We start from the raw sequence: 23,275 nt of genomic DNA, 5'->3' as shown, positions 1-23,275 counted from the left end.
ACCAGAGATTATGAACAGCGATCAAGGTAGCCATTTTACAAGCCCGACATACACCGATCTTCTTCATAGCCATGACATCAATATTAGTATGGATGGCAAGGGGCGGGCTTTGGACAATATTACATTGAGCGCCTATGGAGAAGCTTGAAATATGAAGATATTTATTTAAAAGAGTACGAAACGCCCCGTGCTGTGCGACAAGGTATTCGTAATTACTTAACTTTTTATAATGAAGAAAGGCCACATCAAGCCCTTGAAGATCAGCCGCCAGCTGAAATTTATCAGTAGTGGATCGTCTTCACCCTCTTCGTCATTGTCTGTATGTCGAAAGAACCCGTCAAAGGTTCGACGTTGTCCTCGCTTACGCTCGCCCTTGACGGAACCTTCCCCCATAAAGGCGGAACGGTTAAGGGTGAACAAGATCGTTCTGTGATCTCCTTTTTCTCCGAAGGTAGCTTCTCTATCTCGAAAGGAGTCACACCTTATTTATTAAAAAAATCTGTCTTGACAAAGGGGGCCACCTTAAAGTGTGGCAAAAGCTTCATTGGCCTCGATTACACCTAACATCGACATGCCCGCTTTATTTAAAGCTTTTGTGGTTACTTCTACAGGACCTATGCCCATAAATCCGAGGTGGAACCCATGCGCTTGTGTTTGCTCGAATACTCGCTAATGGAGCGATTTGAAGCTCTTTCGCTTTCCTCTCGCTAATAACGATAATCGCCGCAGCTCCGTCATTAATACCGGAAGCGTTCCCTGCTGTCACACTCCCATCTTTTTTTAAAAGCAGGCCTGAATTTACCGAGTTTTTCTGCCGTTGTGTTCGCTCTAACTCCTTCATCCTGTGAAACAACGAACGATAGAGTCTTTTTTTCGCTGCGGTACTTCTACTGAAACAATTTCCTTATCAAATAAACCTTTTTCTTGGTTCCGCGCTGCAAATTCGTCTTGTTCTTCTCTTGTCACACCGTACTCTTCATTGATATTTTCAGCGGTGATTCCCATATGATAGTTTTCTAGCGTGCAAGATAACCCGTCATGAATCATACTATCGATGAACTTCTAGGTCACCCATACCAAACCCTGTACGTCCGCCTTTGAGTAAGTAGGGGCTTGGCTCATGCTTTCCATTCCACCTGCCACAACAACGTCTGCATCTCCTGATTGGATAGCTTGAGCTGCTAAATGAACTGCTTTCAAGCCAGTCCCACATATTTTATTGATCGTCATCGCAGGAACTGTCTCAGGCAGGCCAGCACGTATGGCGAAAATTCTAGCAGGATTTTGATCAAGGCCTGCTTGCAGAACATTTCCCATGATTACTTCATCGACTTGACCAGGTTTTATGCTTGATCGCTCTAGCGCCGAACGTATCGCCGCAGCACCAAGGTCCACAGCAGAAATATCTTTTAATGATCCATTAAAAACACCAACGGGCGTGCGAACAGCACCAGCTGAAACTATTTTTTCAGAAGTCAATTGGCACTCTCCTTTTCATAAATGGATTCGTCTATTTAGAAGGAAGCTTCTGTATTTTGACGAACAGTCTTGAGGTCATATTCCTCTTAGATTTCCTTTAGTACCATACCTTCTTCTGAGAAATCGAAAACAGCCATGTCTGTAATTAAACGATCTACTACGTTTTTACCTGTAAACGGGAGTTCACATGCTGCCCGCACTTTGGACTGTCCTTCTTTATTGACATGGTTCATAATAATGACAACTTTTTGTTCCCCCTGGACAATATCCATCGCGCCTCCCATGCCCTTCACCATTTTTCCTGGTATCATCTAGTTGGCAAGATCCTCTTTTTCAGACACTTCCGTGCCGCCTAAGACGCAAGGTCCACATGTCCTCCTCGAATCATCGTAAACGATTCAGCGTTATCGATAAAAGCAGCTCCTTCTTTCGCCGTGACAGTTTCTTTCCCCGCATTAATAAGATTGGCATTTTCTTCTCCGGCAACTGGATAAGGATCTATACCTAATAGTCCATTTTCGGAGTGAAGGAACACTTCTTTAGACGCAGGGATTTGATCCGCAATCATCGTAGGCATTCCAATACCTAAATTTACATTCATACCATCTTCTATTCCTTTCACAGCATGAGAAATGATTTTTTCACGGGCAGTAGACATTGTATCCCTCCTATAATTTTTTAGTTTAAGCCCCGTGAACGGTTAACTCTTCAATTCTTTTTCATAGTTTTCACCTTTTAATAGGTGCTGCACATAAATACTAGGGGTATGGATTTCATTTGGATCTACTTCGCCTATGATTACTATCTCTTCCACTTCTGCAATCGTTACTTTTCCAGCTGTTGCAGCCATTGGGGTGAAGTTACGAGCCGTATGGCGATAAATGAGATTCCCATATTTATCCCCTTCCATGCTTTGACAAGGGCAGCATCTCCTGTAATTGCTTCTTCTAGAATGCACACCTTGCCTTGAAATTCTTTATGTTCTTTCCCATCAGCAGTCGGTGTGCCTACACCAGTAGGAGTGTAAAATCCGGGTATGCCAGTACCGCCCATGCGAATACGTTCTGTAAGTATCCCTTGAGGCACCAGTTCCAAATCTAACTTTCCATTAATGTACTGGGATTCTAGCGTTTTGTTTTCTCCTACATACGAAGCAATCACTTTCTTAATTTGCCGGACACTCTCCTCAAAAGATGTGAAAACTTTTGACATATAAAACCCCTCCGAAAAAGATCAATGGAATATTGAATTTTCTATTAATTTCACTTTACTAAAAGCGCTATCATAAGTAAAATAGATAAAAATTATATATTTATTCTTAAAAAGAACATGAGGGATCAACTTGAATTTTAAACAACTGCGTTTTTTTCTAGAAATATACAAAGAAATGAGTATCTCAAAAGCAAGCACTAAACTTCACATCTCCCAACCTGCCCTCAGCAAATCGATTTTCCAACTCGAAGAAGAATTAGGGATTCTATTGTTTGACCGCTCCACTCGTCGCTTACAGCTAACAAAAGAAGGGGAGATGATGCTTTCACATGCCCAAAAGCTCATAAGGGGTATGGAGGACATGATACGAGAAGCAGAAGATATAAAATCAAGAAAAAAAGGAAGCTTTAAGTTCGGGCTTCCTCCAGTAATTGGTTCAAACATATTTCCTGACATCATTGCATCGTTTCGTGAAGAATATCCGGAGACAAATATCCACATCGTGGAAGAAGGGGCAAAAATTATGGAAGAGTCTCTTCTAGAAGGCAAAATAGATATAGGCGTAGCTATACTGCCTGTAGATACGAAACTATTTGAAGTGCGGCCTATTGTTAGTAAGGCTCTCTTATTAGTAGTTTCAACTGACCACCCCTTAGCAAATCAACAAAGTGTAGAAATGAGTGAATTATGGGAAGAGAATTTTCTCATGTTCAGAAAGGGGTTTTCCCTATACGATAGAGTCAGAGAGGGATGTATTCAAGCAGGGTTTGAACCTCGCATTATTCATGAAAGTACCCAGTGGGATTTCCTTTTTGAAATGGCAAAAAAGAATCTCGGTGTTACTTTTTTACCGGAAACTCTCTGCCAAAAGGCAGAACTATCAAGTGTCTCAACGTTAGCTGTATCAAACCCCGCGCTTTCATGGAACCTAGCCATTATTTGGCGTAAAAACAGTTACCAATCACCAGCAGCGAAAGAATGGATTAATTTCGTTGGACAAACCTTTCAAAAATAGTAACCCGCTCGCTTGGTATGGCCGTCCAGGAACCTATGGATTGTTAGCTCTCCCCTACAATCCGTGCTTATCTTGGCGTTTAATATCGAAGTGACACTTAATAATTACAAAAAGTGAATTTGCTTTCCTTTCAGCCTGCTATTTTACTTTCGAAATAATTTCATTACCACGCTTTGCTTCTATCAGTTTGTAAGGGGTCGATTCCCAATCAAACCGTAGAAAAAATTCAAATTTAGCAACAATCCCCTACTCTGTGCGATTTGAGTGCAAAGTTATGTTGAAAAATTTAGTCCTCATCTCTACTTTTATGGAGTAAGTCAAGTATAGCTAGATAATCCTTGTCTCTTGTTTTTATTACCTGCTTTAACAGAGGGAATCAGAGTATTGCTCAATAAGACTCTTTAAACTCTATCTCAAAGTCACTACTGTCCACGGCTTTTATTCGATGACGTTCGTCAATGATCATTTTCTAAACTCCGCCTATGTACGGCTCTACTATCTTTCTACTTTTTAATACTCTTTATCGTGTTAAGTATTTCAGGAATAAATGGCGTTTTAATTTGAGAGCTATTTTCGTAACATTTTTGTTACTGTTAATTAAACGTGGGATTAAATTGCTTAACATGTGGTTTCTCCTACAATCCAATAAACGTCTTTTTATTTCATCAAATACATACTCAATCAACTCTTTATCATATTGTTGTTCAATGGCTTTCCGATAAAGAGTTACTAATAAGTCATTCGACACATACATCCAAGGGCTTATAAAAGAATATATCATCATTTATTCCTCCCTTTAATCCTTATTTGTTTACAAAAGAAAATTAATTTTTTAGAAATGCGTACACAACAACCGTTTCAAAATTCACCCTCCAACGAGTTTAATTATGGCTATATCGAGGAAATGGTTCAGTAACATTATTGTAAGGTTGTGATGACATCGAAATAATAGAAAACAAGGCTCTATAGTAAATGTTGTGGTATCTCCTATTCTGATGGGAGATACAAGGGAAGAGAAAATAGACAAAAAAAGAACACCCATTCCTCTCATTTTGTTACCCTTAATTTGACGGACCAAAGGAGAGGATATGGGTGCATCGCGAGCCTATCATAAAGTTGCTGGGAATAAAAGACCTCCATGTCGATGTTTGGGACAGTGGGGAAGACGACAATGGTTTATGGTTTGAGCTTCATACTGCTGTTCGGCAACAGATCCGCCCCCAATGCAGGAAAAAGACGAAACGGGTGCATGGCTACCGATGGCAGGTGATTCAAAGCAGTCGCGTGGGCGGCCAGCCCGTCACCCTACACCTGTGAAACGCCGCTATCGTTGTATAACTTGCGGTCATGCCTTTTTTGAACGACTAAAAAAGAAAATCCTTTGGCGGCAAGAAGTAAGAAGGCTGGCTAAACACGCTTAACCAGCCTTCTTAAAGAGAGGGATTGGAAATATACTCCACACAACATTTGACAGAGAGCCCAAAGTCTCTGAACTCGATCGCCCACATTGAGGCCTTTCACCGCCTTCTGGAAGACGAATGTTTCCAGCGTTTCGAGTTTAAGACCTATGAAGAAGCATATCGAGAAGTCGCTTCCTATATTGCGTTCTACAACGAGCGCCGACTTCACGGAAGTGTTCTGGATCTCTCTCCGAAAGAATATTATAATCAAACAAAGCGTGGTTTGATACCACAACGGGAAGTTCGTGTGTAAACACAAACCATCTCCTTTTTTTGTCTTAACCGCCACTCTGCCTTTTTGTGAGGATTGTCAAGGGTGACCAACGGGAGAGCGTAAGCGGTCCTTGACAAACGCAGTAAATGGGCGATTCTATCCGAGGACAAAAGAAGAGAAAAAGTTTGATTATGCTAGATAAATAGGGTACATGTCCAAATTCAAGGGGTTAATTCGAAAGTTTATATTGTTACACCCAGCGAGTAGTCATTACTTTTTTTCGAGTGTAGAATGATAATCCGTCTTTTCCATTTGCGTGCAGGTCACCATAGAACGAATCTTTCCAGCCAGAGAATGGAAAGAAAGCCATTGGAGCTGGTACACCAATATTCACGCCAAGCATTCCTGCATCAATTGTTTCACGGAATTGACGCACACTGCCTCCGTCATTTGTGAAAATACACGCTCCGTTTGCAAAACGAGATTTGTTTGTTAAATCAATAGCATCGTCGAGATTTTTCACACGAGCGATTGATAGCACTGGTGCGAAAATTTCATCCTGCCAAATTTTCATTTCGGTTGTCACATTGTCAAAAATAGTAGGACCTACAAAATATCCTTCTCTTTGAGCATCTTTGTCGTTGCGTCCGTCCCGAACAAGATGCGCCCCTTCTTTTTCACCTGTTTCAATATATTTTAATGTACGTTCTTTATGTTGATCACGGATAACTGGTCCAAGGAAAACGTCTTCGTCCAGCCCATTTCCAATGGTAATATCATTTGTCTTTTGTACCAGTTGTTCCATAAATTGATCTGCAATTGATTCTTCAACTGCCACCACGGATGCCGCCATACATCGTTCCCCTGCAGAGCCAAATGCGGCATTTAGAATTTGGGTTGTCGCATTATCCAAATTTGCATCATTTAATACGATAGAATGATTTTTAGCGCCGGCAAGTGCTTGAACACGTTTTAGATTGTCCGTACCTCTTTTGTATACGTACTCGGCAACTGGTTGAGAACCAACAAAGGAAATAGCAGATACGGTTTTATGATCCAAGAGTCCATTAACAACATCATGGGCACCATGAACGATATTAAATACACCCTTTGGTAAACCTGCTTCCTCTAGTAATTCAGCTAAACGGTTTGCTAGTAATGGGGTGCGTTCTGATGGTTTTAGAACAAAAGTATTACCCGTTACGATTGCCATTGGAAACATCCAGCAGGGGACCATCATTGGGAAGTTAAATGGCGTAATTCCCCCAATAACGCCTATAGGGTAGTAATTCACCCCTGACTCGAGACCATTTGCAATTGTTGGTAGCTGTTCCCCCATCATTAAAGAGGGAGCTCCAGTTGCAAATTCAACATTTTCAATCCCACGTTGCACTTCACCATGAGCTTCTTTAAAGCTTTTCCCATTTTCAATAGTTATGATTTCCGCTAGTTCATCCCAGTGTTCGACAAGTAATTGCTGATACTTAAATAAAACACGTGCACGTTTTGGAACAGGGACATCCTTCCATGTTTGAAATGCCTCAGCAGCAATTGCTACAGCATGATCAACGTCTTCCTGTGAAGAAATAGGTACATGTGCAAGCACCTCGCCTGTTGCCGGATTAACTACTTTTTCCGATATATCTGATTTAGAGTGAATCCATTCGCCATCTACATAGTTTTTAAGTGTTTTTACTTTTAATTGTGTCATATCATAACCTCCAGAAATTATATTATGATTGCGTTGCCATTTGACTGTCATTTAACAATACATTTGGATTCTTATATTCCAATCCATGAGCTTCAGCTACAGCCTCATATGTTACAAATCCCTTCATCGTATTAATTCCTTTTGAAATAGCTTCATCTTCTAAACTTGCTTTGATATACCCTTTATTAGCTATTTTCATTGCGTAGGGCAGGGTAACGTTTGTTAAGCCAATGGAAGAGGTCCTTGGAACTGCACCTGGCATATTAGCTACAGCATAATGAACGACACCGTGCTTCTCATAAGTTGGGTTATCATGAGTTGTTATTTTGCCACTAGTTTCAAAGATACCTCCTTGATCGATAGCAACATCCACAATGACGGATTTATGTTTCATTGCTTTTACCATGTCTTCGGATACCAATTTTGGTGCCTTTGTTCCTGGTATTAATACAGCTCCAATAACTAGATCAGCTTCTGCTACGGATTCAGCTATATTAAGTGGATTAGACATGATTGTTTTAACTTGATTTCCAAATAGGCTATCCAACTCTCGTAAACGTGTGGGATTAAGGTCAAGAATAGTAACATCTGCTCCTAAACCAATTGCAATCTTAGCTGCATTCGTTCCTACAACACCGCCACCAATCACCGTAACTTTTCCACGGTGCACACCAGGTACACCACTTAATAAGATTCCTTTTCCTCCCTTTGGCTTTTCTAAAAATTGAGCCCCAATTTGAGATGCTATTCTGCCTGCAACCTCACTCATCGGTGCTAACAGTGGTAGAGAATCATCTTTTTCTTGAATTGTTTCATACGCAATACTTACTACCTTAGAATCCATTAGTGCCTCAGTTAATGATGGTTCAGCAGCCAGATGTAGGTAGGTAAACAAAATGAGATTTTCCCTAAAGTGTTGATACTCCTCTGGTTGTGGTTCTTTTACTTTTATAACCATTTCTTGAAGCCATACCTTTTCAACATTCTTTTCAATTCTAGCACCTGATTTTTCATATTCCTCGTTAAAAAAACCCGATCCAATACCAGCTTGACTCTCTATAACAACTTCATGTCCTGCTTTGACAAGTGCATCGACACCTGAAGGAGAAATAGCTACTCTATTTTCATTGTTTTTAATTTCGCGTGGTATGCCTATCTTCATTATTTTCCCTCCATTTATAAGGTTTTTATTTAATTTAAGTGAAATCAAGATTCATTCTGTTTAAATACTTTTTTTAATACAGTAATAATAAAATCTAAATCATTATCCGTGCTGGATAGTGGAGGACATATTGTCAAAATATTATTATAGCCTGCAACGGTATCCCCATTTTTTCCGATAATTAGACCATAAGCTTTACAATCCGAAATAATTTTTCCGACTCGTTGGGCAGAAGCCGGCTTTTTTGTGTCCTTATCTTCGACTAGTTCAATACCCATTAATAATCCTAAATTGCGAATATCTCCTACATATGGATGATTTTTCAGTTCTTCAAGCTCATTTTGTAATCGCTCACCCAAAACCGCGGCCCTTTCTGTTAAATTTTCCTTTTCTATAATTTCAAGGTTTTTCAAAGCAACTGCACAAGCTGCAGGGTTTCCCCCGAATGTATTAACATGACGAAAATGACTATTGTCTTCATTCTGCTTAAAAGTTTCATAAATGTCTTTTCGAACAGCTGTGATGGACAACGGCAAATAAGCACTAGTAAGCCCTTTGGCCATGGTTATGATGTCAGGGTTAATATCAAAATGCATATGTCCAAACATTTTTCCTGTCCTGCCAAACCCACAAATAACTTCATCAATTATTAATAAAACTCCATGTCGTTTACAAATTTCCTGAACTTTTTCAACATATATCGGATGTGGAATTAATACACCTCCTCCGGTAATTAATGGTTCCATAATAATACCGGCAATGGTCTCTTTCTGCTCCCAGATTATTTTATCCTCCAGTTCCTCAGCTCGTTGTACATTATATGATTCGACAGATTGACCTAAAGGTCTTCGGTAATTATCTGGAGGGGCAACATGTAAAAAACCAGAAGAAAGAGGTTCGTATTTGTATTTACGAAGAGCCTGACCTGTAGCAGACAAAGCACCTAGTGAACTTCCATGATAAGCTCTGTAACGGGATATAAACTTATATCTTGAAAAATCCCCATTTTGCTGGTGGAATTGCCTAGCCATTTTAAAGGCTACTTCATTTGCGTCGGAACCACTATTGGAATAAAAAATCATATAGTCATCGCTTAACCATTCATTTACTTTTTCAGCAAGTTTTATGGCCGGTATATGACTTTGAGTCATAGGTATATAAGCCATTTGATTCATTTGTTCGTACGCCGCCTGTGCTAACTCGTTCCGTCCGTAACCAACATTTACACACCATAGCCCGGACATTCCATCCAGATATTTATTTCCGTTATGATCTGTAATCCATGCCCCCTTTGCTTCGGTAGCAATTATAGGGTTTGATTTATCGTTGTATTGTGAAATATGATGCCATACGTGGTCTCGATCCTTTTTAATAAGTGACTGTGTTTCTTCTTTCACTGTCTTCAATTTTATCTCTCCTTTCAAAATTGGAGGGTAATGCAGGAGTCTTAAGTATTTACCTTAACTAAATGTCCAATCATCACTAGAAAAATAGGATCATCTTTTAAAAGTTATTCAGTAGAACTTCTTCCTCCAGTTGCTTAAAGCTTGTATTGATATCAATTATTGAATCCTTCATAATGTAGTTTACAAACAATTTTTAAAATTAGCATTTTACTTTATGTCAAATCATTTCTATTTTGATTTGACACTTTGGAGGATTTAAGTTGATAAATGAATTTGGATTGACTGTCAAGGGCGTAATTTCAAGGGAAGTATTTAAACATGCCAGGGTCTTAGCTGGAGAGGGGGGATTAAATAGAGAAGTTAAATGGACACATATATTGGAAACAGAAGAATTTGACTCATTAATAAATGGCGGCGAATTAATTCTCACCACAGGTGTAGGTCTTCAACTTGATTTATCATCAGAATCAACCTACAAGAGATTAATTGAAAAAGATGCTGCTGGGATCTGCATAGAATTAGGATATTATTTTAATAATATTTCACCTAATATCAAACGGTTAGCAGATGAATGCAATTTTCCAATTATAGTTTTTGAAAAAAAAGTGAAATTTGTAGAGATTACACAAGATCTCCATACGCTCATTATTAATCAACACCATCAGGCGCTTTATCAATTAAGTGAATTAACCAAAAAATTCACTGAACTATCTCTTTCCCCAAATGGGTTATTAAAAATACTACAGGAATTACATTCCTATTTTGGGTTAAGCGTACTGTTTGTTACGGATGAAACGGAGTCTTATTATTACCCCCCCGGAACAAAACACTACGAAATGATGGTACGTTCTCACTTAAAAAAATATAGAACAGGTAGTCTGCGGCAATCAATTATTTCAGTTAATGATGAATCCTTTGCTTTAACACCGGTTATTGGATTGGGGAAAGTTTGGGGTTTCTTATGCCTACATGTTAAGGTTTCACCTACTGATAAGATATTTTTCTCTATATTGGATCGTGCTGCAATGTCGTTAGCACAAATCCTGTTGAGAAACAGAACCATTGAGGAAAGAAAGTTGAATAAGGAAGATGAGGTAGTGCGTAATTTGATTGAAGGGAAGGATTATGATTCGAATGACCTGCACGCATTTTTGCCTTTCACTAAAAACAATTTTTATTATAGAATTTTACTTATACAAACAAATGTTCTAGACATTGAAATAAGAGAAGAAGAATGGGAAGAAATAAAAGTACAAAGATCCATGCTAATACGTTCACTGGTTAAAAGTGCAGGGTGTTTTTCAGCTGTTTCTGTGAAAAAAAATGAAGTAGCTGTCATTTGCTCCTTTCTTACAGAAAATAATGTAGAAAAAGATATGAATAATTTTTCAGAGATTATAAAAAGCATATTTGAGATGAATCATAAGATTATTGATGGAGTTAACTGTACAGTCGGGGTAAGTGGCGTTCATAAGAAGATCTCCAGTGCATCTTTAGGTTATGAAGAAGCGAGAGAAGTTCTTCAATTACAAGAAGCCAAAGTTTCGGAAGTTTTGTTCTATGAAAATACTGGTATCTATAGACTTCTTCTTCAATTACATAAAAACAAACAACTTGAGGCCTATGTTAATGATTGGATTGGGGTCTTAATAGACTATGATCGAGAAATGAAAAGTGATCTTCTTAAGACTCTTGAAGTTTATCTTCAGTGTAGAGGGGCAAAAAAGGAGACAGCCAACCAATTATTTATTGTGAGGCAAACCCTTTACCATAGACTTGAGAAAATAAAACAGCTTCTTGGAGAAGATTTTTTGGAGTCGACAAATCGTTTAGCTATAGAAGTGGCTATTAAATCCTATCATTTATTAAAAAGTTAGAAAGATTAGTGTCTCTATAGTCAGGATTAAAATGCGGGAAACGCAAGGGGAGACAACTTATATTCACAAGAAAAAATAAACATTTAATTAATGAATGATCTAAGTTAATATAGCCTGAAAATAAAAAAAATAACTATTTAGGTGACTTCACATGGAATTTGCCAAGGACGATTTTTTGCCATGAAGTCGGCTTTTTTAATATGCTGACAAGTTGTTCAAGAAAGAATGCGGGCGTTGTATCAATATGTGTCCGCCTACCGGCTCTGAGAAGATGTTGTCTCCGATGGACTTAATCGTTAAGCTGCGCAAGCACTTGATTTGTTGGAGAGCCGTATACATAGAGACATGTGAGTATGGCGGTTCGGAGGGAAGTGGTTGGAGACCATAGAAATATGTTGAGGCATTGGATTCTTACCCTACAACAGCACAGGCCACCAAAGCCGTTAGAGAAGTAGCACCTACTGAAACTACTACTTTGGTGGCAAAAACTAGAATAAGTAGGAGCTTGCCGGAAGAGTTTGGGCTTCTATGCTATAAGGATAACTAGAATGGATAAACATAGTGATTAGTCATAGTGCTTCCTATATTCACCCGTGCACAGATGTTAGAGGGAGATATACATTTAATCATACAAGCTTCCCAATTAAGATTAAAATTACCTCGGCGGGGGTAGAGACAGTTATTATCCTAAAATGAAGGCTAAAATCATCGTATTTGCTTACACACAAAAGATCTATTCCGTTGTGAAATTGCCAAAGTCGTGCGCAAGAGAATTCCTTTTATGGCTAAGTGCCCGCCAAACCCCGAATTGCCGTACGATCAATCGCTTTCGTTCTAATTGCTTGAAAGAAGTCATTAATAAGATATTTACTTAGTCCTGACGATGTTGATCGACCAGGGCTAGATGGGACGAAAATCGAGGATAATGCGCACCGAATTTGTTTGGAAAAAGGCAAACGGACGATATCAGGAAAAATTACAAACCAAGATCCGCCCCCCTCTTCAAGACATTGAAGAACTAAATGAAGAAGAACGTCTATATGGTGATCAAGATCTCGATGAAATGGGAGAAGAAGCCACTCTCACCAGGGAATATTTGGAAAAAAACAGTAGAAACGATTGAACAAAAACTCGAATAAACACCTGTGGCTTCAAACACAATGGCAGGTGGTTCACTGGGAGTTGAAATCCGTTAAAAGCGTCTTTAATTCTTGAAAGCCCGTACGGGTATGTAAAATCTTCTCCTGTTCTTTCGCAGAACTTGTTAGCATTGTATACCACCATGTAATTCTTTCCCATACTTACGTCTAGAGCTACGACATATTTCATTCTATTTTCTCCTCTCACACAGCAGAAGCTTTCACTATTCCTTATCGATTCCTTTTTCTTATACATGGTCTCCATGGACTCAAACTAAAACTGATTCACATAAGGACAGTGAAGGGGACCGGTTTTTAATACGGATCAAAATCCGGGGCTGTCTCGGTCTTGTTCTCCACTTATACTATATAAAAATAGTAGCACAGACCATGGTCGTGGTCTGTGCTACTAAGCTTAGTATGTTTTTTTCTATCTAGAGTTGTTTTGATTATTTTCAGAGAATTTCTTTTCTATAACCAAAAACGGTTATTTAGGGTACACACCGTTTTTATTGAGCTAAATGAGAATACTTGCACAGAAGTATTTACTTATCCGTCAAGAATATATTTTGTGATAGAATTATCGTATTTATATCGTTTTACATAGTAAGTACCAATATTCATAGGAGTGGACAATTGAAAACCACAGAGTACAATATTGTACAACAAATACAGAAGAAAATTGAACTGATAACCTATAGGAATCTAGAGGGAATTTTATCAGATTCAACCGGGAATTCCTTCTAACATGAGCTCTTGCTACTAATATAAGAGGAAGAGCTATAAGAAATCCTCTCTCCAACATGTGGCGAAAAAAAAACTATGATAAAAATTATTGAATAATGTATTAAAATATAGTAGAGTATATTAAAACATTATGTTAATTCAAAATATAAAAACAATTTAGAATATAAAAATAATTCAAAACACGTACATAATGATTGCAAACGGAATAATCATGAGGCGCAACTCAAGATAGTGTTTGTTAAACATGAAAGCGATTACTTAGTTAGGGAATGACCTAATGAGTAATTAGGTCATTATAATTCGAGAATTTATGAAATATGACTATTACCTACTTGGTATATCTCAATAACGCTAATAAAGTAGTCAACTTTGTACTAGTAAACATAGATATGTATATTACGAACTATTCGAGAACGTGTGAAAAGGGGTGAAAAGAATTTATATATTGGTCTAGTATTTCATTTATTTTAAACAGTAAAAAGTAGGATAAGTGATGAATCGATTAGCCATTATAATTGGTTGAGCATCAGGAATTGGGAGAGAAGTTACATTACTAAGGGGGTTAAACTTGGGAAGGGGCTCTTCTTTTATGACTTTGAAAACCTCTATATCAAGGGCTTAGGAAATTAACTAAATAATAAAATGTTTAAAGCAAATAAAGGAGATGAAGAAAATATATGAAATTTAAAGTTCATCACAATATCATATTTTTGATAATAATTACCTGTTTAATTGCTTTAATGATACATCCGAGTATTTTTCAATGGGCTAACCGGATTGAGCCTTGGATTTTAGGAATTCCGTTTTCAGCATTTTGGTTGATACTTTTGAATTTTTGTATATGTGGTACTTTTATTGTTTGGTATTACACAGATACTGTAAAAGGTAATATTGATATTGATATTGAACAAGCAACAGAAGAAGAATTAAACGAGTTACTTGGAAGAGGAGGGAGGAAGTAAATGTCATTAACTTTTATTATAGTTTTCTTTGCAATAATTATACTAATCAACTTGAAAAATATCGGAGTTAAAGACTACCAGGATTTTGCAACATCAAAGGGCAGTTTTGGAATGTTGGCAGTGTCTCTTGCTGTTTTCGCTTCGTGGTATACAGGTTCTATTTTTACTGCATGGTCTGATTTTAATGTTGGATTAGGCTTCATTGGTATGTATGTAATGATTTATACTTCATTAATGTTGGCCTTGATGTATTCAATAAGTGAAAAAGTATACTTGTGGGGCAAAAAATATAGACTTTCAACATTGGGCGAACTTATGGATTTACGTTACCGGAGTAAAACACTCCGCTTGTTGACAGGTCTTACGGGAATTGTCTTTGTCTCGCCTTGGTTAATATTAGAATGGATTGCTATAGGTGTTGTAATTCATTACGCTACTGCCGGGGCTGTAAGTCTGTTTTGGGGAATGTTGATTGGAATGTTGGTTGTCTTGGTCTATGTAGTAACTGGGGGGATGAGATCTGTTATAACAGCCCAGGTGTTCCAGGGCTCATATATGTTCTTTATAGGTGTAGGAGTAATGTTTTATTTAATATATTACAATTTTGGCAGCCTCGATGGAGCTATGACCTTGTTAAGCGAAAAATTTCCCGACGCGTTGACATTTCCAGGTCCTGGTTGGGATCCACCATACACATACTGGACATCACTTGTAATTACAAGTGGTATAGGAGCTTTAGTGTTACCATATGTGTTCAATAAATTACTGGTTGCGGACAGTGTCAGATCTGTAAAAAAAGGATTAATACTAGCTCCTATAATGGCCGTTATCTTCTGGGCAGCATTTTCATTTTTAGGTATGGGAGCCCATACATTTGACTTTGCTAGAAATAATCCTTATGAAGCGTATATGTGGATTGCTCAACTTACCGGTCCTATTCCAATGGCCTTAATGAGCGTGTTAATAGTTGCGGCAAGCATTTCATCAACTGCTGCAATTATCCAATCTATTTCCAGTTTAATAACCACTGATGTCTCATTAGTAATAAATCGTAAAATTACAGATAAACAATCTATTTTTATATCGCGGGTAGCTGTAGTAGTAATATCCATCACAACCATGTATGTGGCTACACTTGGGCAAGAACAGTTAATCTTTCTTGCTCTATACACATATCAAGCCGTGGTACTACTATTCCCAGTTACACTGTTAGGTTTATTTTGGAAAAGGGCAAATAAAGTTGGTGCTATCATTTCTATAGTGCTCGGCCTATCCGTTTCGTTGTATATAAGTCTTGCTGAGCCTGCCTTTTTAGCGGATTTTGGTTGGCAAGGTGGTATTTACGGAATGCTAGTTGCTTTTACGATTATAATTATTGATGGATTTCTAAGACCTGTAGATTCTCATGTAGAAAAATTATGGAAGGATATAGAAATGGCAAAAGAAAGGCCTCATTTACGAAAAGATCAAAAAGAGGATGTTGTCTAAAATAGATGATTATTGTCTAATCCAATTTTCCGACCAATTATATAAGTTGCAGGTGCGCAATTTAGAACACTATCAATTATGTCTGGTGAAAAAGGTTTTTCTAATAAAGTTAGCTCGCAACAACGAAAATAATTATGCGAATATTCCTGAAATTAATATTTGTATAGGGTCTACTGAAGAACCTAAAATGTTTTCTTAACGAGGGTTACACCTTTTTATTGAAGTTATATACACAGGAACAGATAGAATACCATGATTGCCTGGATGGGAATGTCATTGAAGGTAAATTTGGAGAGTGAAACGTGCATATGGGCTTTGTCTTATTGGAGTACACCTTCAGCAGACGAGTCAAGCCGTCATCGCTCTCCAATTTCTTATATAAAAAAGGTTTTTCTTATAAATTCAGAGAGGTAATTTTTATACCTTAAATCACTAGCGTTGCATAAATAGAGTAAGAAAATTCAGTTTACCATTTGTCTCCCTTCAGAGCTAAAAAAGGAAAACCTGAACAAAGGTTAGATCTGTCCATTTGGTAATTTTATACAATTAATCTAGAGTTACAACGACAATGCGGTTTTTAAGGAACTGTGCCTTTTAACCGTCTGACCCATTGGTAGGCAGATTTCCATACCATGCGTTTTAATCAGCGTCTGATTTGCAGTACTTTTTTTTTACTGTTAGTTTCTACTGAATAAATACATGTAGACAATGAGTGAGTGCTGTATAGACCTGATTTTTCACTGCGTTTTCACTTTCGCCGTAAAACGTTTTGATGTTTACGTGCTGCTTCAGCCATTTGAAAAACAGTTCAATCTCCCAGCGGGAGCGATAGATATCGCTGACTTCTTTCGGACTGATGTCAAACCGGTTGGTGATGAGACGGAGAACCTCTCCGTGGCCATCTTCGGGCACGACACGAAAGACGTTTTCTGCCAGTTTTTGTGGAGTACCGATCCACACCATTTTATCGGATAGGATGTTTTTTTCTTCCCCGGCATTAAAGGTGCAGATTTCTCTAGTCGCGGCATTCTTTTTCAGTCGTGAGACAAAAAAGTAGCCGTCATCGGTCATCCGGTCAAAACGCTCATAATCGAGGTAGCCACGGTCGTGCTCTTTCGCCGGTGTCATGGTCAACTGATCTGGATATGTGGTATCTTTATCCATCATGACTAGGTGCATATGAATTTTAAGATCGCTTTTAACTTACGGAATTCCGCCCAAATCAATGAGTGAATTTGATGAGAAAAGTTAACAAGGTGAATAACATGATACTCACCTTCAATAGTTTGGGATAATAAACTGCAGTCAAGGAGGGACAAGTATGCAAGAAGTTCGCATAAAAGATCAATACAACCGGCCTTTACGTGACTTGCGTATATCTGTCATCGATCAATGTAATTTTCGGTGTTCCTATTGTATGCCGAAAGAAATCTTTGGAGATGACTACCCTTTTATGGCTGAGAGCGAACTGCTTTCTTTTACAGAAATTGTTTCTCTTGCAGCACAATGTACAAAGCTAGGGATTGAAAAAGTACGGATAACGGGGGGAGAACCCCTGATGAGAAGAAACATCCCCCAATTAGTTCAAAAGCTGTCCGCGCTTAATGGTATTCGAGATATTGGAATGACAACAAACGGTGTCTTTCTTGTAAAGTATGCCCAGGCGCTAAAAGAAGCAGGTCTGATGCGGGTCAATGTTAGCCTCGATGCACTAAGTCAAGATATTTTCCAGGAAATGACCGGAAGAACGATCAAGGTGGGCGTGGTATTACGAGGGATAGATGCTGCGATACATGCTGGTTTAGAAGTGAAAGTAAATATGGTCGTAAAAAAAGGAGTAAATGACGGCGAAATCAAGCCTTTAGCAGAATACTGCAAGAAGAAAGGCATTACACTTCGTTTTATTGAATTTATGGATGTTGGCCAAACAAATGGTTGGAATTTTTCTAAGGTTGTGACAAAAAAAGAGATTTATGAAAAGCTACAGGAAATAGCTCCGCTTGTCCCTGTAGAGAAAGCGTATTTTGGAGAAGTCGCCTCAAGATACCGTTATGATGGAACGAAGACAGAAGTGGGCTTTATTTCCTCGATTTCAGAAACCTTTTGTTCCAGCTGCACAAGAGCAAGAATCTCAGCTGATGGAAAACTTTTCACCTGTTTATTTGCTGAAAGAGGGTATGATTTACGCGAATTGCTTCGCTCCAATGTGTCTATGGAAGATATTGGTCAAAGGATTGAAGATATATGGAACAAACGGACGGATCGGTATTCAGAGGATAGAACAGAGGAAACGGCAAAGAACAGACGAAAAATTGAAATGTCATATATCGGTGGCTGATAAAAGGAGGACAGGCAGGTGAAAGATCGCTATGCGAGACAACAGCTTTTCTCTGGTATTGGAAAGAAAGGCCAGGAAAATATAAGAAAAAAGAATGTGTTGATTATTGGGGCTGGTGCATTGGGCGGCGCTAATGCGGAAATGTTAGTTCGTGCTGGTGTCGGAAAAGTAACGATTGTTGATCGGGACTACGTAGATGGAAGCAACTTACACAGGCAGCAGCTTTTTACAGAACAAGATGCCATCGAACATGTTCCGAAAGCCATTGCGGCGGAGCACCGTCTGGAAGCGTTGAATACGGATACAGAAATCACAGGTATCACGATGGACGCGAAAGCTGACAATCTTGAAAGTCTAGTAAAAAATGTAGATTTGGTTGTGGATGGCAGTGATAATTATGAAATACGATTTATTATCAATGATCTCTCTCAAAAGTACAATATTCCGTGGGTGATGGGAGCTTGTGCAGGAAGCCATGGGATGAGTTATACGTTTATTCCTGGTGAAACACCATGTCTTCAGTGTGTACTCCCTTCCATGCCAGACGTAGGAATGAGTTGTGAAACCTCAGGAATTATTTCCCCTGCGGTCCAGGTGACAGCATCGATGCAAACCACGGAAACATTGAAACTACTATCTGGAAATGCAAGTGCCCTAAGAAAGAAATTGCTTCTTTTTGATGTTTGGCAGGCGCAACAGTTTAAAATGAATATGGATCAAGCTAAAAAAGAAGATTGTTTATCGTGCGGATTAAAAAGGGACTATCCTTCCCTTCATTATTCCTTTGAAACAAAACTAGAAGTGTTGTGCGGAAGAGATACCGTCCAGATTAGGCCTTCTCATCGAAAAGAATATGATTTCTCCTCGTTAGAACATCAACTAGAGAAACATGGCACAGTCCGCCGTAACCCTTATGTCCTTACGTGTCTATTGCATAATTACCGACTTGCTGTCTTTCAAGATGGGAGAGTCCTAGTTCATGGAACAAATGAAATAGATAAGGCTAAAACCATTTATCACCAGTATTTAAGTTAGATAAGCAAAAGATGAAAAAAAGGAGAGTACCATGGTAAAACAGAGAAACCCAATTCCAGTAGAAGAAGCGGTAGCAAAAGTGATGCAAACGGATATTTCTTCCAAAACAGAGTGGGTGCCCATTGAAAAAGCATATGGCCGATACGTAGCGGAAGACTTAAAAGCAGACCATGACGTCCCTCCTTTTGATAAGTCTCCATACGATGGATTTGCTCTTAAAGCGGCGAATACACAGGAAGCCAGTAGGGAACATCCTGTCACGTTTGAAGTGATTGGTGAAATTGGAACAGGCTCGGTGTTTGAAGGGGAAGTAAAAGACTTTCAAGCGGTTCGTATTATGACCGGAGCAAAAATTCCCGGTGACTGTGATTGCGTCATTATACTCAAGCTTACAAAAAAAGCAGGAACAAGGACACATCGACATGGAAATCAAGCGGACATTAAAAAAGGGAGATAATATCTCTTTTCAAGGAGAGTATACCAAAGCTGGGAACACCTTGGTGGAAAAAGGTACGTTTATTAATCCAGGTGTGAGTGCTCTGCTCGCAACGTTTGGTTACAGTGAAATTCCTGTAGCGAAAAATCCAGTCATTGGTCTTCTTGCTACGGGAAGTGAGCTTCTCGATGTATCAGAGCCTCTCAAACCTGGGAAAATACGTAATAGTAATGCCTATATGGTTCTTGCCCAGATTGAAAAAGTGGGCGGGGAAGCCAAATATTTTGGGAAATTCAGCAATAATTTTGAAGACTGTCTAGAAGCGATAGAGAATGCCTTATCCGAAGTGGATATTCTCATCACAACAGGGGGAGTTTCGGTTGGGGACTATGACTATGTACTGGCTATTCTGGATAAATTAAAAGCTTCGGTGTTATTTAATAAAACCGGAATGAGACCGGGAAGTGTGACCACCGTCGCGCGTATTGGCAATAAGCTTTATTACGGACTTTCTGGTAATCCATCCGCGTGCTACGTCGGGTTTGAATTATTTGTTCGCCCTAAGATTCAGCGGAACTTGCATCACCCAAGACCACACCTTCGCAAAACAAAAGCTATATTAGGTGTGGACTTTCCTAAGCCTAATCCGTTTACACGTTTTGTGCGAGCAAAACTAGAAGTTGATCATGGATGCTACACTGCTATTCCATCAGGATTGGACAAGTCTGGTGTGGTAACATCCTTAGCTGACGCTTCTGCTTTTATTGTTTTACCAGGAGGAACAAGAGGCTATCAAAAAGATATGGAAGTCGATGTACTTCTCTTAGAAGATTGGATAGGCAGTGAATGGCCATGGAACAACATTGTCCCATCTTACAAATAACGGGATATAAAAACAGCAGCAAAACGACACTGATGAATAAACTTATTGCTAAAGCTGCCAAAAATCACTGGAAAACAGCAGCTGTCAAACATCACGGTCATGGAGGAAAACCGTCCACAAAAGCAACAGAAAAAGACGTCACCATCATCTAAAAGCAGGAGCAATGGCTGCAGCGGTAGAGGGGGAAGGGTCGTTGCATGTGCAAATCAACAAATCTAGTTGGACCCTCTCCGATATTATACAATTATACCGTCCCTTATCGTCGGATGCTATTGTGGTAGAGGGATTTAAACAGGAAGATTACCTAAAGGTTGTTTTATTACGAGATCGTCATGATATCGATCTCTTACATGAATTATCAAACATTATTTGTGCGATCACATGGAAATCTTTAAAAAATAAAGTGTCTGTTTCATTTCCTATTTATTCCTTAGAGGAAGAAACGGAATATTTAAACTATATATGGACAAAGGTGGAGCGTTTTCATGAGCAGTGATTTATTTACAATCACAGACCAGCCTATCTCGGTGGAAGAGATGACGCAAAAAGTGATCCGTCCGGAGTGCGGGGCGGTTACAACATTTATGGGGACTGTTCGGGAATTAACCAACGGCAAACGAACCATAAGCTTGGAGTATCATGCGTATGAAAGCATGGCAGTGAAAATGCTCGAACAAATAGGACAAGAAATCAAGGAAGAGTGGCCAGATACACTGGCTGTCATCGCTTACCGAAAGGGTCATTTAAATATTTCTGACATTGCGGTTGTGATTTGCATTTCTTCTCTGCATCGGAAACCAGCCTATGAAGCAAACCAGTACGCGATTGAGAGAATCAAAGAAATCGTCCCGATATGGAAAAAAGAACAATGGGCAGACGGGACCGAGTGGATTGGAGACCAGCTGGAGACGACTGCATATCCGGAAGGAAAACCACCAAAAGGAGGATCCCTATGATTAAAATTTTGTTTTTTGCACGCCTTCAGGAAGAGATGGGAACGGAGAGCATAGAAGTGGAAAAGGCAGGTTATACGGTTCGAGACGTGAAAGAATGGTTGGCTGATAACCACCAACTCTCCACGATCTCACAAACGATGGTGGCTATTAACGAAGATTATGCAAATGATGATGATATGGTAAACGAAAGTGATACAATTGCTTTCATCCCCCCGGTTAGCGGAGGATGATGTGAATAAGCTCTGGCCCATCCAATGAAGAAAAATGGATGGGTTTTCATACATAGGAAAGGGTTACGAGAGTTATGCATCATGTTAGTCAGGCGAAGGGTAACAAGTAGCCGTACTTACGGTTAGCGATACGAGAAATAAAGGGAATGACAAAAGTGGAAAAGAAATTATTTTTTTTTAGAAGAGGCGGATCATCAGCCCATAAAAGATGAACAGAAAGATCTTCATCGGTTCATCACAGCATGGTGTGAGAACCTTGATATACAAGTCATCCTAATGAATGGAGGCCCAGGTTTTTACCCGAGAGAGTATGCATGACAGAGTTTCTGCGTCAGTCTACTCGTCCTTCCATCGGAGCAAAAGAAGGATCTGTGGCCATGTATACAGCCCGTTCCACTGCAATGGGAGCGTTGATGAAAAGCTTTCAATAAACCCTCCATTTTTTTGTTAGCTTTGAAAGATGGTTACGAAAAAATGGAGGCCACCAAGTGAAGCGCGGTAGCCGGTAGAAAGTGTGCAAAAATAGAGTGGTGAAAATGTTGGTTTTATAACCAAGTCGAGAAAAACTTGACACATACTTTATGGTCTCTTCGGTGCTTATTAATAAATACAAGATATTCTGGGGTAAAAGGATATTGCATTTCTATGTCATGCTCATTCATATCATAGGAATAGACATAAACATCTTTCGTTTTAACAATCCTTTCCCTCTCATGTTATACCTCGCTGGACAGTTCCTTCTTTCCTAAGTAACAATAACATTGTTGCTCCTATTCCCGTGGCTTCTTTAATTTGAGATAAAGAGTAGTCTTTACTTTCATATACCTTCATGGTAAGCATGATTTTTGATTCAACCTTCGGCCTACCTCCATTTCTTCCCTTAGCTCAAGCTGCTACCAATCCATCTTTCGTTCGTCCCGTTCCGAATCAGTCCAGCTACAACTCTGAAAAAGAACAACCCCAAAGCTGTTGTTGTGTCAATTTTATCTTAAATAGAAATGAAATGGTTCTTTTTGCTTTCAAATTGTTCCATGAGTTCAAGTAAAATGTTTGGTACTCCGACTGATACGATCTCCTTACACAGAATTTTAAGAAACTAGTCCAATTGAGAGCGTTTTTTTCTCTTTCCTGATTCTTTTTATTCAAAAATCTGATCCACTTCATAATGATTCAAAGCATCTAGCTGTATTGACAAGTCTTGCGTACTTACCGTGCATATCCAAAATTCCAGCGCGAGTCTCTCCTGATATTTAAAACATTTACTATACCAAAAAAGGAGATGGAGATAGTTTTTGGTAATTTAATTTTAGTTATATTTTTAGTTATTTATTTTAGTAGTTTTTTAAACTGTTGTTTATGGTACGTACCGTTTTTATTGAGCTAAATGAGGATACTTGAACAGAAGTATTAACTCTTTTTCAGTCGAGAATATATTGTTTATGGCATTCTAAAAATGTAGGTTTTGGCACTTAATTTATGTAGGTCTATTAGACGCAAAAAAAGCCACTTGCCAACACCCCAAGAT

Annotated in this window: 17 protein-coding genes and 8 pseudogenes; 15 read left to right on the top strand and 10 right to left on the bottom strand. The window is 38.8% G+C overall.

Annotation, left to right across the window (positions count from 1 at the left end; all coding sequences use genetic code 11):
• Positions 1-288: pseudogene (locus tag BLT18_RS16580) on the top strand (transposase); the annotation flags it as partial.
• Positions 289-522: 234 nt separating this feature from the next.
• Here BLT18_RS16580 and BLT18_RS18855 read toward each other — a convergent pair.
• The 5 genes and pseudogenes from BLT18_RS18855 to BLT18_RS16565 all read right to left on the bottom strand — a co-directional run.
• Positions 523-633: pseudogene (locus BLT18_RS18855) on the bottom strand (hypothetical protein); the annotation flags it as partial.
• Positions 581-841 (bottom strand): thiolase family protein, encoded by a 261-nt coding sequence (locus BLT18_RS18850; protein ID WP_407639936.1) that lies wholly within the window; start codon positions 839-841, stop codon positions 581-583. The gene BLT18_RS18850 and the pseudogene BLT18_RS18855, both read right to left, overlap by 53 nt.
• Positions 838-1,395: pseudogene (locus BLT18_RS18845) on the bottom strand (thiolase family protein). Before BLT18_RS18845 ends, BLT18_RS18850 begins: the two are co-directional and overlap by 4 nt.
• A 173-nt stretch (positions 1,396-1,568) precedes the next feature.
• Positions 1,569-2,137: pseudogene (locus BLT18_RS16570) on the bottom strand (3-oxoacid CoA-transferase subunit B); the annotation flags it as partial.
• 42 nt (positions 2,138-2,179) lie between these two features.
• Positions 2,180-2,655: pseudogene (locus BLT18_RS16565) on the bottom strand (CoA transferase subunit A); the annotation flags it as partial.
• A 166-nt stretch (positions 2,656-2,821) separates the two neighbouring features.
• Here BLT18_RS16565 and BLT18_RS16560 point away from each other — a divergent pair.
• Positions 2,822-3,706 (top strand): LysR family transcriptional regulator, encoded by an 885-nt coding sequence (locus BLT18_RS16560; RefSeq protein ID WP_091276540.1) that lies wholly within the window; start codon positions 2,822-2,824, stop codon positions 3,704-3,706.
• A gap of 520 nt (positions 3,707-4,226) precedes the next feature.
• Here the strand turns inward: BLT18_RS16560 and sda are convergent.
• Positions 4,227-4,460, bottom strand: a complete 234-nt coding sequence (sda, locus tag BLT18_RS18840) for a sporulation histidine kinase inhibitor Sda (protein WP_407639937.1) — start codon at positions 4,458-4,460, stop codon at positions 4,227-4,229.
• 338 nt (positions 4,461-4,798) lie between these two features.
• Between sda and BLT18_RS18835 the strand changes: the two genes are divergently transcribed.
• On the top strand, positions 4,799-5,023 hold the full coding sequence (locus BLT18_RS18835; protein WP_091276535.1) for a transposase family protein: 225 nt from the start codon (positions 4,799-4,801) through the stop codon (positions 5,021-5,023).
• A gap of 126 nt (positions 5,024-5,149) precedes the next feature.
• The gene (locus BLT18_RS18830; protein ID WP_091276533.1) at positions 5,150-5,419 is read left to right on the top strand and encodes an IS3 family transposase; all 270 of its coding nucleotides are present in this window, start codon (positions 5,150-5,152) and stop codon (positions 5,417-5,419) included.
• Positions 5,420-5,630: 211 nt separating this feature from the next.
• On the opposite strand, the gene BLT18_RS16540 is transcribed toward BLT18_RS18830, so the two are convergent.
• From BLT18_RS16540 to BLT18_RS16530, 3 genes are read right to left on the bottom strand one after another with little or no spacing between them, the layout of a single operon-like run.
• Positions 5,631-7,091 carry a CoA-acylating methylmalonate-semialdehyde dehydrogenase gene (locus BLT18_RS16540; protein ID WP_091276530.1) on the bottom strand — a complete coding sequence of 487 codons (1,461 nt, stop codon included), beginning with the start codon at positions 7,089-7,091 and terminating at the stop codon, positions 5,631-5,633.
• A gap of 22 nt (positions 7,092-7,113) precedes the next feature.
• Entirely contained in the window at positions 7,114-8,253 is a 1,140-nt protein-coding gene (ald, locus tag BLT18_RS16535; RefSeq protein ID WP_091276529.1) for an alanine dehydrogenase, read from the bottom strand.
• 44 nt (positions 8,254-8,297) lie between these two features.
• Positions 8,298-9,659 carry an aspartate aminotransferase family protein gene (locus tag BLT18_RS16530; protein ID WP_091276522.1) on the bottom strand — a complete coding sequence of 454 codons (1,362 nt, stop codon included), beginning with the start codon at positions 9,657-9,659 and terminating at the stop codon, positions 8,298-8,300.
• 260 nt (positions 9,660-9,919) lie between these two features.
• On the opposite strand from BLT18_RS16530, the gene BLT18_RS16525 reads away from it, so the two are divergent.
• From BLT18_RS16525 to BLT18_RS16505, 5 genes and pseudogenes are all read left to right on the top strand, one after another.
• Entirely contained in the window at positions 9,920-11,536 is a 1,617-nt protein-coding gene (locus BLT18_RS16525; RefSeq protein WP_245705307.1) for a PucR family transcriptional regulator, read from the top strand.
• A gap of 680 nt (positions 11,537-12,216) precedes the next feature.
• A pseudogene (locus BLT18_RS18825) lies at positions 12,217-12,411 on the top strand (transposase); the annotation flags it as partial.
• 50 nt (positions 12,412-12,461) lie between these two features.
• Complete coding sequence (locus tag BLT18_RS16515; protein WP_091276517.1) at positions 12,462-12,659, top strand: hypothetical protein; 198 nt, start codon at positions 12,462-12,464, stop codon at positions 12,657-12,659.
• Between the two features lie 1,440 nt (positions 12,660-14,099).
• The gene (locus BLT18_RS18435) at positions 14,100-14,384 is read left to right on the top strand and encodes a hypothetical protein (RefSeq protein ID WP_091276514.1); all 285 of its coding nucleotides are present in this window, start codon (positions 14,100-14,102) and stop codon (positions 14,382-14,384) included.
• Positions 14,385-15,872, top strand: a complete 1,488-nt coding sequence (locus tag BLT18_RS16505; protein WP_091276511.1) for a sodium:solute symporter family protein — start codon at positions 14,385-14,387, stop codon at positions 15,870-15,872. It begins immediately after the preceding gene.
• A 684-nt stretch (positions 15,873-16,556) separates the two neighbouring features.
• Here the strand turns inward: BLT18_RS16505 and BLT18_RS16495 are convergent.
• The gene (locus tag BLT18_RS16495; protein WP_175487577.1) at positions 16,557-17,039 is read right to left on the bottom strand and encodes an IS4 family transposase; all 483 of its coding nucleotides are present in this window, start codon (positions 17,037-17,039) and stop codon (positions 16,557-16,559) included.
• 154 nt (positions 17,040-17,193) lie between these two features.
• On the opposite strand from BLT18_RS16495, the gene moaA reads away from it, so the two are divergent.
• The 6 genes and pseudogenes from moaA (at position 17,194) to moaD (ending at position 21,750) form a co-directional block, all read left to right on the top strand.
• Entirely contained in the window at positions 17,194-18,210 is a 1,017-nt protein-coding gene (moaA, locus tag BLT18_RS16490) for a GTP 3',8-cyclase MoaA (protein ID WP_091276503.1), read from the top strand.
• Between the two features lie 18 nt (positions 18,211-18,228).
• On the top strand, positions 18,229-19,245 hold the full coding sequence (locus tag BLT18_RS16485; protein WP_091276500.1) for a ThiF family adenylyltransferase: 1,017 nt from the start codon (positions 18,229-18,231) through the stop codon (positions 19,243-19,245).
• Positions 19,246-19,276: 31 nt separating this feature from the next.
• Positions 19,277-20,564 (top strand): annotated as a pseudogene (locus BLT18_RS16480) (molybdopterin molybdotransferase MoeA).
• Positions 20,528-21,060: pseudogene (gene mobB / locus BLT18_RS18820) on the top strand (molybdopterin-guanine dinucleotide biosynthesis protein B). Before BLT18_RS16480 ends, mobB begins: the two co-directional pseudogenes overlap by 37 nt.
• Entirely contained in the window at positions 21,050-21,520 is a 471-nt protein-coding gene (locus BLT18_RS16465) for a molybdenum cofactor biosynthesis protein MoaE (RefSeq protein WP_091276493.1), read from the top strand. Before mobB ends, BLT18_RS16465 begins: the two are co-directional and overlap by 11 nt.
• Positions 21,517-21,750, top strand: coding sequence for a molybdopterin converting factor subunit 1 (moaD, locus tag BLT18_RS16460; protein WP_091276491.1), 234 nt, complete (start codon positions 21,517-21,519; stop codon positions 21,748-21,750). The genes BLT18_RS16465 and moaD overlap by 4 nt, the downstream gene beginning before the upstream one ends.
• The last annotated feature ends 1,525 nt before the right edge of the window (positions 21,751-23,275 follow it).

The organism is Alteribacillus persepolensis (genome assembly GCF_900099605.1).
Taxonomy (GTDB): Bacteria; Bacillota; Bacilli; order Bacillales; family Marinococcaceae; genus Alteribacillus; species Alteribacillus persepolensis.
Note: the sequence above shows the minus strand (reverse complement) of the source record. Positions and strands in the feature narration are given on the sequence as shown.